Annotated in this window: 12 protein-coding genes; 6 read left to right on the top strand and 6 right to left on the bottom strand. The window is 60.4% G+C overall.

Annotation, left to right across the window (positions count from 1 at the left end):
- The first annotated feature begins 51 nt into the window (after nucleotides 1-51).
- Nucleotides 52-1077: a 23S rRNA (adenine(1618)-N(6))-methyltransferase RlmF gene (rlmF, locus tag DK261_RS05395; protein ID WP_110175362.1), complete on the top strand. Its 1026-nt coding sequence runs from the start codon at nucleotides 52-54 to the stop codon at nucleotides 1075-1077.
- 101 nt (nucleotides 1078-1178) lie between these two features.
- On the opposite strand, the gene DK261_RS05390 is transcribed toward rlmF, so the two are convergent.
- Nucleotides 1179-1460, bottom strand: a complete 282-nt coding sequence (locus tag DK261_RS05390) for an HU family DNA-binding protein (RefSeq protein WP_007932138.1) — start codon at nucleotides 1458-1460, stop codon at nucleotides 1179-1181.
- Between the two features lie 395 nt (nucleotides 1461-1855).
- Between DK261_RS05390 and yejK the strand changes: the two genes are divergently transcribed.
- Both yejK and DK261_RS05380 read left to right on the top strand, forming a co-directional pair.
- Nucleotides 1856-2860 carry a nucleoid-associated protein YejK gene (yejK, locus tag DK261_RS05385; RefSeq protein ID WP_007932136.1) on the top strand — a complete coding sequence of 335 codons (1005 nt, stop codon included), beginning with the start codon at nucleotides 1856-1858 and terminating at the stop codon, nucleotides 2858-2860.
- Nucleotides 2860-3213 carry a glutaredoxin family protein gene (locus tag DK261_RS05380; RefSeq protein ID WP_038630659.1) on the top strand — a complete coding sequence of 118 codons (354 nt, stop codon included), beginning with the start codon at nucleotides 2860-2862 and terminating at the stop codon, nucleotides 3211-3213. The genes yejK and DK261_RS05380 overlap by 1 nt, the downstream gene beginning before the upstream one ends.
- A gap of 60 nt (nucleotides 3214-3273) precedes the next feature.
- On the opposite strand, the gene DK261_RS05375 is transcribed toward DK261_RS05380, so the two are convergent.
- Nucleotides 3274-4209 (bottom strand): glutathione S-transferase family protein, encoded by a 936-nt coding sequence (locus DK261_RS05375; RefSeq protein WP_110175361.1) that lies wholly within the window; start codon nucleotides 4207-4209, stop codon nucleotides 3274-3276.
- A gap of 153 nt (nucleotides 4210-4362) precedes the next feature.
- Between DK261_RS05375 and DK261_RS05370 the strand changes: the two genes are divergently transcribed.
- A complete protein-coding gene (locus tag DK261_RS05370; protein ID WP_110175360.1) occupies nucleotides 4363-5784 on the top strand; it encodes a hypothetical protein in 1422 nt (473 codons plus the stop codon).
- 21 nt (nucleotides 5785-5805) lie between these two features.
- On the opposite strand, the gene DK261_RS05365 is transcribed toward DK261_RS05370, so the two are convergent.
- From DK261_RS05365 to DK261_RS05350, 4 genes are all read right to left on the bottom strand, one after another.
- A complete protein-coding gene (locus DK261_RS05365; RefSeq protein ID WP_009047113.1) occupies nucleotides 5806-6120 on the bottom strand; it encodes a GIY-YIG nuclease family protein in 315 nt (104 codons plus the stop codon).
- Between the two features lie 51 nt (nucleotides 6121-6171).
- Nucleotides 6172-6642 (bottom strand): nuclear transport factor 2 family protein, encoded by a 471-nt coding sequence (locus DK261_RS05360; protein ID WP_009047112.1) that lies wholly within the window; start codon nucleotides 6640-6642, stop codon nucleotides 6172-6174.
- A 99-nt stretch (nucleotides 6643-6741) separates the two neighbouring features.
- Entirely contained in the window at nucleotides 6742-8061 is a 1320-nt protein-coding gene (locus DK261_RS05355) for a CynX/NimT family MFS transporter (RefSeq protein ID WP_028681716.1), read from the bottom strand.
- Nucleotides 8051-8710, bottom strand: coding sequence for a FadR/GntR family transcriptional regulator (locus tag DK261_RS05350; RefSeq protein ID WP_110175359.1), 660 nt, complete (start codon nucleotides 8708-8710; stop codon nucleotides 8051-8053). Before DK261_RS05350 ends, DK261_RS05355 begins: the two co-directional genes overlap by 11 nt.
- Nucleotides 8711-8875: 165 nt before the next feature.
- Here DK261_RS05350 and DK261_RS05345 point away from each other — a divergent pair, with 165 nt between their 5' ends.
- Nucleotides 8876-9187 (top strand): type II toxin-antitoxin system MqsR family toxin, encoded by a 312-nt coding sequence (locus tag DK261_RS05345; protein WP_038630657.1) that lies wholly within the window; start codon nucleotides 8876-8878, stop codon nucleotides 9185-9187.
- Entirely contained in the window at nucleotides 9184-9660 is a 477-nt protein-coding gene (locus DK261_RS05340; RefSeq protein ID WP_009047108.1) for a type II toxin-antitoxin system MqsA family antitoxin, read from the top strand. Before DK261_RS05345 ends, DK261_RS05340 begins: the two co-directional genes overlap by 4 nt.
- Nucleotides 9661-9675: the final 15 nt, after the last annotated feature.

Below are 9675 nucleotides of genomic sequence, written 5' to 3'. Positions count from 1 at the left end.
GATATGGGACAATGCGCGCCACTTTGAGCCATACCCGAACCGATTTCGCCCATGACCGCCCCCCGCCCTCCCAAAGCTCCGCGCAAAAAGCCTCAACCTCCTGCCCCGGCCAAGGCCGTCGCGCCACGGGAAAAGGCCAGCCTGCACCCGCGCAATCGCCATCAAGGCCGCTATGACTTTCCACAGCTGATCAAGAGCACTCCGGAGCTGGGGGCTTTCGTGATCATCAATCCCTACGGCAAGGAGAGCATCGACTTCGCCAACCCGGCGGCGGTGCGGGTGTTCAACCGGGCATTGCTCAAGGCGTTCTACGGCATCGCCCATTGGGACATTCCGGCCGACTTCCTCTGCCCTCCGGTACCCGGTCGCGCCGATTACGTGCACTTTCTCGCCGACCTGCTGGCCGCGCATAACGAAGGCGTAATTCCCCGCGGCGCGGCGGTGCGGGTGCTGGACATCGGGGTCGGTGCCAACTGCATCTACCCGCTGATCGGCCACGCCGATTACCGCTGGCAGTTCCTCGGTTCCGACATCGACACCACCGCCCTCGCCGCCGCCAAGGCAATCGTCCAGGCCAACGGCCTGAACAAGGCCATCGGCCTGCGCCAGCAAGCCAACCGCAAGCAGATCCTGCTGGGGCTGCTGGAAAGCGACGAACGCTTCGACCTGACCCTGTGCAATCCGCCGTTCCATGCCTCCCTGGAGGAAGCCACGCGCGGCAGCCAACGCAAATGGCGAGCCCTGGGCAAGGCCGATCCCAAGCGCAAGCTTCCGGTGCTGAACTTTGGCGGCCAGGCCGCGGAATTGTGGTGCGAAGGTGGCGAAGCGCGCTTCGTGACCCAGTTGATCGGCGAAAGCGCCCAGGTGGCGCAACAGGTGTTGTGGTTCAGCACCCTGGTGTCGAAAGCCTCGAACCTGCCAGCGATTCAGGCCGCGCTGAAAAAGGCCGGGGCGCTGGAGAGCCAGGTGGTGGAGATGTCACAGGGTCAGAAACAGAGCCGCTTCGTCGCCTGGACCTTCAAGGACAAGGCACAGCAACAGGCCTGGCGCCAGGAGCGTTGGGTTCGGAAGGGATAGTACGAGGGGGAAAACGGCGATTTACCTTGCGTAAATCGTTGCGGCCTTAAAGCCTGAAAACCGTGCCCGGAAGTGTTCCGAGGCACGGTCTTACTGCAGTCTTACTTGTTGATCGAGTCGGTCAGGCCTTTAGCCACAACCAGCTTGATAACTTTCTTGGCAGCGATTTCGATGGCAGCGCCAGTCGATGGGTTACGGCCAGTACGGGCAGGACGCTCGGTCACTTTCAGTTTGCCGATACCTGGCAGAGTGATTTCGCCGCCATTTTCCAATTGATCAGCAACGATCTGGGCCAGTTGGTCCAGAGCGTTACGCGCGGTGGTTTTCGGCGCGTCGATAGCTTCAGCGATATCAGCGATCAGTTGGTCTTTAGTAATAGCCATTGTGGTGTTCCTTCCCTATCAAATTCATTTGGATTGCAGAGTGCAGTGTCAGCCATCGAGCCAGATCTTGTGGATCTGGCACCCCGGTCACAACCACGAAAGATCGGGGTTATAGATACCGAAATCAGGGTTTGGTTCGACCTGACAAATGCTGAATGCACGCTTAACGCCGAGACATCGCGTAAGACGGGGCAAAACTAGCACAGAGACGGGGAAATATCCGCCTCTACCTAGCCATTTGGTCAGCTTTATTGCTCTAAATCCGTAAAAAAATGCATAAGCTTGACCCAAGCCGCCTTCCACACCCTTCAAACAGCGCCAAAACCAGCGGGTGCGGTACACTGGGCACTTTTTCGGGGAGCTACGCCCTCTCCCGCCAACCAGCCGAGAAGCCCATGCCGATCCGCCATTGCATCGTCCACCTGATCGACAAAAAACCCGACGGCACACCCGCAGTTCTGCACGCCCGCGATTCCGAACTGGCTGAATCCGCGGCCATCGAGAACATGCTCGCCGATCTCAACGAAAGCTATAACGCCAAACAGGGCAAAGCCTGGGGCCTGTTCCACCCGGAGTCCGGCGCGTTTCCCTTCAGCGGCTGGCTGAAGGAATACCTCGATGGCGGCCAGGACTTCACCGCCTTCAGCCGCGTCGCGGTCGAGCACCTGCAAAAGCTGATGGAAGAATCCAACCTGTCGGTCGGCGGCCACGTGCTGTTCGCCCACTACCAGCAAGGCATGACCGACTACCTGGCCATCGCCCTGCTGCACCACAGCGAAGGCGTGGCGGTGACCGACGAGCTGGACGTGACCCCGTCTCGCCACCTGGACCTGGGCCAGTTGCACCTGGCCGCGCGGATCAACGTCTCCGAGTGGCAGAACAACAAGCAGTCGAAACAGTACATCTCGTTCATCAAGGGCAAGAACGGCAAGAAAGTCTCGGAGTACTTCCGCGACTTCATCGGCTGCCAGGAAGGCGTCGACGGCCCGGGCGAGACCCGCACCCTGCTCAAGGCGTTCAGCGACTTCGTCGAAAGCGAAGACCTGCCGGAAGAATCCGCCCGGGAAAAGACCAAGGCCCTGGTGGACTACGCCAGCAGCCAGGCCAAGCTCGGCGAACCCGTGGGCCTGGAAGAGCTCTCGGAGCTGATCGACGAGGACCGCCCCAAGGCGTTCTACGATCACATCCGCAACAAGGACTACGGCCTGTCGCCGGAGATCCCGGCGGACAAGCGCACCCTCAACCAGTTCCGCCGCTTCACCGGCCGCGCCGAAGGCTTGTCCATCAGCTTCGAGGCGCACTTGCTGGGCTCGAAGATCGAGTATGACGAAGAAGCCGGGACCCTGATCATCAAGGGCCTGCCGACCCAACTGACCGATCAGCTCAAGCGCCGCAACTGATGCTGCAGGGCGTGCTGAAGAAGTTCCTGCTGATCCTGCTGGTGGTCGTGGCGTACCAGAATTGGGGCAAGCTCGAGCGCCTGTTCAACCCTTCGCAGGTTGCCTCGGAGCAGGTCCGGGCCAATGCCCGGGTGGTGCTCTACGCCACCGACTGGTGCGGCTACTGCAAGGCCACCCGGCGCTTTCTCGATCAGAAGGGCATTGCCTTTCGCGAGTTCGATATCGAGAAGGATGCCGAGGCGCGCAAGGCCTATGAAGCCCTGGGTGGACGAGGAATTCCGATCCTCGATGTGAACGGCACGCTGATCCGCACCTACGACCCGGACCAGATCATGGCGGCGTTGCAGCGCTAAAACCTTCATCACGGGCCAGCTCACTTCTACAGCGAGCTGGCCCGCGATAAATTCTCAGCCTTACAGCGCCTCGATGCGGAACCCGAAACGCGGGAAGTGCACATGCACCAACCCGCCGCGCGGGTCTTCGCGACGCAGGATCAACTCCTCGCGCCCGGCAAACAGCAACGCCCCCTCCACCGGATCGACGCCATAGTCGGTCGCCGCAATCCGCACCCGCTGGCCGGCGTGGAAACCGTTCGGATCGATGAAGACTTCATCCGGCAAGGCTGCCGGGGTAGCCCTGCGCGCCGCTTCCAGCGCCTCCTCGGAGGTCATTGCACTCGAAGCGCCATGACCGAAACCCAGTACCCGGGCCAGCCATGCCGCCACCGCCGGATAGGCGTCCACCAGCGGTGCGGTCACCGGCGTCCCCTTGAGGAACCACAGGGGATGGGCCATGGCGAAGTCGGCAATCGACGGATCGCCGAACAGGAAGTCGCCCTCCTCGCGCTGCAACTGCTGCTCCAGGCGCGCCATCAGCGTCGGCCATTGATGCTTGGCCAACTCCAGCGGCACTCGGATGGAACTGCCGCCGCTGAACAGCCCGGCGCGGTCGGCCATGAAGGCCTTGACCGCTTCCGGCGGCAAATGGCCGAAACGCACGGCCGCCGACTCCGGCTGGAACACCAGGCTCACCGTATGCTGGAACACCACCGAATCGGCCCAGGCCGCGAAGGTCGCGCTGACCATTTCCCGGCCTTCAGGAAACAGTGCCGGCGAGGCCTTTTCCTGCTCCAGCCGCCGGGCGATCAGCGCCGTGTCGCAATAAATGTCGGCGCCGACCTGCAGCACCGGGGTCTTGCGGTAACCACCGGTGAGCGCGGTGAGATCGGGTTTGGGCATCACCGGTGAGATCTTCACCGAGCGCCAGGACAAGCCCTTGAAGCCGAGCAACAGCCGGGCTTTTTCCGCGAAAGGCGAGGTCGGGTAATGATGCAGAATCAACTCTGACATGCTGGGGTTCCACTGGATAAGTAGGAAGAGCCAGCTTAGCGTGCAAAGACCGGACAGCCTATATAACCTGTCTGATCACCATCCATCACCGACACTGATCGGGCACCGCGCCTCACCAGACCAGCCGCCTGAGCATGATAGGGAATCCAGCCTTTGGCCATTAAGAACATGAAACCCGTACTGGTGTACTACACCCGTTTTCTCTTTTTCTGCGTTAATAAGTTTCCGAGGCTTTTCACCCGCACATTCAGAAATCACTTCAGTCCATATTTGGGCAACCTGTTTTTTCAAGTTCCAGATACGGTCTCTTACCAAAGCGCTGGTATTCTTGATGGAAATGGCCGGTGGAGTTCAATAAATGTCATCTGCCCCATCACGCCTACCGAGTTGACATCCCTTATCGAATGGATTCAAAAAAAAGAATTCCTGCATGATAAAAACGATCCTGAGACTTCAACTCCCCATACTGAAGCGCCAGACTTCCCAATCAAATACTCCACCTATATTCCATTCAACGACACCTATCGCTTTCATGCAGACCGAATATCGGTAAGACCTGATGCGTTCAGGGACTGTACTATAACGCTCATCCAGCTGACTAACAGCGTCAATTATTTATCTTTCGATTTCTCCTTCACGCCCGAATCTAAAAAAAGACTATGTAAAGTAGACATTCTCGACCGAGTAGAGTACTTCCAATTCAGAACAATAAATCCCTTTTCAAAAAACTTTCGTATTAGTCGCTCAATAGACTATATACATGAGCATTTGATCGAAGGGATCGGTGTTCTCGTAGATGACGCCCATCAAATCGTCGAGAAACTACTCACTCCCCTGGGCATCAAGACAGGCGCACGAACCAAGATCACCACGGGCCAACTCAAGAGTGGAATAGATGTTCACTACATTGACTCCTACGACATTACCAACGAGCAAGATCACTATGCCCTGATCAGCTCATCAGGAGTTGGCTGCAGTTACTACAAAGACACCACAAGCGACGCCAGTTACATCTATGATCTCTGGTCCAACAAATTAAAAATAAACGCTTTTTTGGTCGACAACATAGATGACACTTACAACCTAACAGACCACTTAAGCTCCCACCTGTATCTTTCACTCACAAGGGAGATTGAACACAAATACGCTCAGTGTCGAGATGCAGTAAATCCTGTCCTTTCAACCATTACCCATAACACTTCAGAAAGTCTAGGTTCTTTACTACAAGCAAGTATAGAAATTGGGCGCATCGAGGAAAAAATAGAGGCTATAACTCGACTCGCCGAACAGTACTATTATCGGGCTTTCCGAACCGAAGCAGAAAATGAACTGCAAAGCCTGACTGAGAAAGTCGAGTTACTGAAAAAACGCATCGCGCAACGAAAGTCGCTCAGCAACGATCAGGTGCAATTTGAAAACCTGAAGTTCAATCGTTTCTACTCTTGGATAGTCGGCGGCCTGGCTCTTCTTCAAGTGGCCCTGGCGGCGATCACCATAGATTGGAGCCAAGCACTACAAAGTAACAACCCGGTTCTAAACAATCTGAAAGCCCTGCTGCGCTGGCTTCAGGGTTGAGCCCCCCCGACTCTGACAGGATCAGGTAGCCAGATCCCAACTGGCCACCAGGCATTCCTTGGCGCTTTTCCGGAGTTTCTTGATCAGCCGTTCCTGGCGCAGGGCTTCGCTCTTGTCGCGGCAGGCTTCGGTGTAGACCAGCGCGACGGCGGGGCTGGAGAGGAAGAAGCGTGCGCCCTTGCCGCTCTGGTGCTTGGCGAAACGCTTGACCGGGTCGTCGCTGATGCCGCAGTACAAGGCGCCGTTGGCGGCACGCACCAGGTAGACAAACCAGGGTTTGCTCACCACGGGTACAGATTCTGCGTCGTTGGCGGGGGATTGGCTGGGGCGGGTCACGGTGATCGCGGCATGTGGATAACAAGCCGCGATCTTACCAGAGGCAACGATTCAGCGGCCGGCCTGGAAGGCTTTCAGGCCTTTGCGGGCCTGGGCGCGCACGGCGTTTTTCAGCAGCGGGGTCCAGCCGAGGATCAGGCCCTTGGTGCCCAGGGCCTGGCGGGCCCAGCGCCACATATTGAAATGATCGTGGTGCTCGCAGATCTTGCCGTCACGGAACACGAAACGCGCCTGGATATCGTTGACCACGGTATTGCCGGTCTGGCTGAACAGGTAGGTCGCCACCCAGTGGGCTTCGCCGCTGCGCTCATCGGCGCGCACCTTGTCGAAGGTCAGGGAGAAGTCCTTGGCCCGGGTGGTGAGCATGCGCCACATGTCCCCGGCATCGCGGCCGCGCAGTTCGCCGAACGCCGGATCACTGAACAGCACATCCTCGGTGTAGCAGGCGGCCATGGCCTCGGCATCCAGGCGCTGGAAGGCGCTATAGAACTCAGTGATCAAGGCGCGGTGGGCGTCACTCATGAAACAGGCTCCGACTCAGGGAAAGATGCCTGCACGATAGTCTGCAAACCCGGGAAACACTATCGGCATTCGCCGCGCAAATACCGACAGTGGGACGGATCAGATTTTTTCGCTTTCGACCTGCACGTAGAGCGCACGCCCGGCGCCCAGGCCAGCCACTATGGCCCCCAGGCCGATCACCGCGAAAATCCAGCCCAGGGCGGTCCAGCCACCGGTCCAGTCATGCACCAGGCCGACCGCGAACGGGCCCATGGAGGCCAGGGTGTAGCCGATGCCCTGGGCCATGCTCGACAGGTTGGCCGCCACATGGGCGTCCTTCGAACGCAGGACGATCAGGGTCAGCGCCAGGCTGAAGGTCCCGCCCTGCCCCACGCCCAGCAGGATCGCCCAGCCCCACAGGCCGTCGATAGGGGCATACAGGCAGCCGAACAGGCCGCCGAGGGTGAGCAGCATCACCACCACGATCGCCAGGCGCTGGTCCTTGCCCCGCGTCGCCAGCCAGGGCGCGGCCAGCGAACTGGCGAGCTGGACGATCACCGAGCCGGACAGCACCAGCCCCGCCTGGGTCGGGCTCAGGCCACGGCCGATCAGGATCGACGGCAGCCAGCCAAACACGATGTAGGCCAGCGAGGATTGCAGGCCCATGTACAGCGTCACTTGCCAGGCCAGCGGATCGCGCAGCAAACCGCGCACCCGATAGGCCACATGGTGCGCGCCTTGCCGCTTGCCGACCTGGGGCAGCCAGAACAGCGCCGCCGCCAGCGCCGGCAATGCCCAGAAGCCGAGGCCCAGCGCCCAGCTGTTATCAAAGTGCTGGCTCAAGGGCACGGTCGCCCCCGCGGCCATCGCCGCGCCCAGGCACAGGGCCATGGTGTAGACCCCGGTCATGGTGCCGGCGTGTTTGGCGAAGTCGCGCTTGACGATCCCCGGCAGCAACACCCCGATCACACCGATGCTGGCGCCACCGAGGATGCTGCCGGCGAACAGCCCGACGTCCCCCAGGGAGCTGCGCAGGATAATCCCGCACGCCAGCGTCAGCAGAATGCCGAGCACCACCCGCTCGGCACCAAAGCGCCGCGCCAGCACCGGGGCCAGCGGGGCGAACAGGCCCAGGCACAGCACCGGCAAGGTAGTCAGCAGGCCGGCCTGGGCCGCCGACAGCCCGAGGCTACGCGACACCTCGCTGAGCAGCGGCGCCATGCTCGACAGCGCCGGGCGCAGGTTCAGCGCCACCAGGATCAGCCCCAGCAGCAACAGCCACGGGCGACGCGGCGCCGGGTGGCTCTGCTGGACCTCGGCATCGTCGGCCTCGGCGTCGATCAGCAGCTCTTCGAGCTCGGCCTCGCGTCGAGGGACAGCAATAGGTGGCGGGTTATTGGCCTGGTGGCTGGACATGGTGCTCTCGGTCTCAAGGTTCATTGATCAGCTGCCGGGAAATGGCCTTGGCCCGCTCCGGGTCGCGCTGCTCGACGGCGTCCAGCAGCGCGATGTGCAGATCGAACACGGCCTGGCGCCGGGGATGGATGTTCAGCGTCTGGCGCAGTTGCGCGCCGACCACGCTGGAGAAATAGCGGTACAGCTCGCTGAGGGTGGGGTTATGCGCGGCGTCCACCAGGCGCCCGTGAAACACCAGGTCGCAGGCGATGTAGCTCTCCAGATCGCCGTGATAGTGATCGCCGCTGAGGGCCAGGGCTTCGCGCAATTCCAGCAGATCCTGGTCGGTACGTCGCAAGGCCGCCAGGCCGATGGCCTCCGTCTCGATGATCTGCCGGGTTTCGCGCGCCTGCTCCAGGGAGCACTGGGACAGGGCCTTGAGGGTGTCCAGCGGATCGACCACCGCGCGCAGGTAACTGCCGTCGCCCTGGCGAATCTCCACCAGGCCGGAAAACGCCAGGACCCGCATGGCCTCGCGCACAGTGTTACGACTGATGCCCAGTTCCGCCGCCAGCTCCGGCTCGGTCGGCAGGCGCTGGCCGATGCTCCATGCACCGTCATTGATGCGCTGGCGCAGCTGTTCCAGGGCCTGATCGACCAGGGAGCGTTTAATCAAAGGAGAAATTTCTGTCATATGCAGTCGCCTTTTCATCCAATCATCGGATGAATTTTTTTGGCATATTAGTCAGCTTCGCGTGGGTGAACAACAAAGCCGATGCACGCAGGTAGCAAGCGGAAAGGAAATCCGATTGCTAAAAAAACCCTTTAAGGGTAATTTCATCTCGACTCCAGGTGTCTTATGGAAAAGCACACACCTCATTACGACCTGTCGGTGATCAAGGCGGATGTCGCCCGGCTAGGGGCAGTCGCCTTTACCCGCACCGCCCTGGTCAGCGGCCGGCACCTCGGCCTGACCTGCCGGGACATGCAGCAGGTGATTGCCGGGCTGCAGGGGAAAATGCTCTACAGGTCGATGACCAGCTATCTCGATCATCGAATCTGGCAGGACGTGTATTACACCCACATCGATTCCGTGGAGCTGTACATCAAAGTCACTTACCGCCCCGGCGGCGGTCCCCCTGTGATCTCCTTCAAGGAGAAACACCCATGAAACAAAGACAATGCGTCAGCTGCGGTGCCCCGGCCGGCATGCAGCCGTTCAACAATCGCAGCGAGCTGATCGATTACAAGCACCTGCTGCGGCAGGTCGACGGCCTGGATGGCTGGGAATGCCAGGCCTGCGGCGAAATCGAATTCGACCCGGCCAGCGCCGAACGCTACGCCAGCGCCGGCGACCAGTTGCTGGAGGACGGCCGGCAGTTCATGGCCAGCGAGATGAAGCGCATCCGCCGCAAGCTGCACCTTTCGCAGAAGGATGCGGTGAGGCTGCTCTCCGGCGGTGGGCATAACGCCTTCTCCCGCTACGAGCGCGGCGAGGTCGCCCCACCCCAGCCGCTGTTCATGCTGATGCGCCTGCTCGATCGTCATCCCGAACTGATGGCCGAGGTGCATGCCCTCAGCGCGCAGCAGGCCCCAGCGACGACCGACGACCAGCCGCAGCAGCCGCGCCTCGCCACCTCATGAACACCGGGCAAAAAT

Origin of the sequence: Pseudomonas sp. RW409, from assembly GCF_003184125.1 — a bacterium.
GTDB lineage: Bacteria > Pseudomonadota > Gammaproteobacteria > Pseudomonadales > Pseudomonadaceae > Aquipseudomonas > Aquipseudomonas chlororaphis_I.
This window is presented reverse-complemented; position numbering and strand designations above follow the sequence as displayed.

Bases quoted from the DNA above. Each gene is read 5' to 3' on its own strand.
- rlmF (WP_110175362.1), top strand. From the start codon at position 52: ATGACCGCCCCCCGCCCTCCCAAAGCTCCGCGCAAAAAGCCTCAACCT.
- DK261_RS05390 (WP_007932138.1), bottom strand. From the start codon at position 1,460: ATGGCTATTACTAAAGACCAACTGATCGCTGATATCGCTGAAGCTATC.
- yejK (WP_007932136.1), top strand. From the start codon at position 1,856: ATGCCGATCCGCCATTGCATCGTCCACCTGATCGACAAAAAACCCGAC.
- DK261_RS05380 (WP_038630659.1), top strand. From the start codon at position 2,860: ATGCTGCAGGGCGTGCTGAAGAAGTTCCTGCTGATCCTGCTGGTGGTC.
- DK261_RS05375 (WP_110175361.1), bottom strand. From the start codon at position 4,209: ATGTCAGAGTTGATTCTGCATCATTACCCGACCTCGCCTTTCGCGGAA.
- DK261_RS05360 (WP_009047112.1), bottom strand. From the start codon at position 6,642: ATGAGTGACGCCCACCGCGCCTTGATCACTGAGTTCTATAGCGCCTTC.
- DK261_RS05355 (WP_028681716.1), bottom strand. From the start codon at position 8,061: ATGAACCTTGAGACCGAGAGCACCATGTCCAGCCACCAGGCCAATAAC.
- DK261_RS05350 (WP_110175359.1), bottom strand. From the start codon at position 8,710: ATGACAGAAATTTCTCCTTTGATTAAACGCTCCCTGGTCGATCAGGCC.
- DK261_RS05345 (WP_038630657.1), top strand. From the start codon at position 8,876: ATGGAAAAGCACACACCTCATTACGACCTGTCGGTGATCAAGGCGGAT.
- DK261_RS05340 (WP_009047108.1), top strand. From the start codon at position 9,184: ATGAAACAAAGACAATGCGTCAGCTGCGGTGCCCCGGCCGGCATGCAG.